The sequence below is a fragment of the Bacillus cereus group sp. Bce019 genome, from assembly GCF_051781745.1.
GTDB classification, from domain to species: Bacteria; Bacillota; Bacilli; order Bacillales; family Bacillaceae_G; genus Bacillus_A; species Bacillus_A cereus.
The window spans coordinates 1-406 of record NZ_JBPWJX010000065.1 but is presented as its reverse complement, the minus strand read 5'-3'; the positions used below and the strand labels follow the sequence as shown (position 1 = coordinate 406).

Here is a 406-nt window from a genome sequence, read left to right as displayed (position 1 = left end):
GCATTATATTCGGTGGCTGGTTGTTATCCATGATTGGCATTATATTCGGTGGCTGGTTGTTATCCATGATTGGCATTATATTCGGTGGCTGGTTGTTATCCATGATTGGCATTTGAATATTTGGCATTTGAATATTTGGCGGTATGACTTGTGGAATAACTACATTTTCTTTCGATACATTTGGCGATACTATATTCCCTACGTTTTCTTTTTTCACTTGCGGTGACACTATATTCCCTACATTTTCTTTCGATACATTTGGCGATACCATATTCCCTACGTTTTCTTTTTTCACTTGCGGTGACACTATATTCCCTACATTTTCTTTTTTCACTTGCGGCGATACTATATTTCCTACATTTTCTTTCTTCACTTGCGGCGATACTATATTTCCTACATTTTCTTT

Annotated in this window: 1 pseudogene; it reads right to left on the bottom strand. The window is 36.7% G+C overall.

Annotation, left to right across the window (positions count from 1 at the left end):
• Nucleotides 1-406 (bottom strand): annotated as a pseudogene (locus ACS2QP_RS27430) (peptigoglycan-binding protein LysM); the annotation flags it as partial.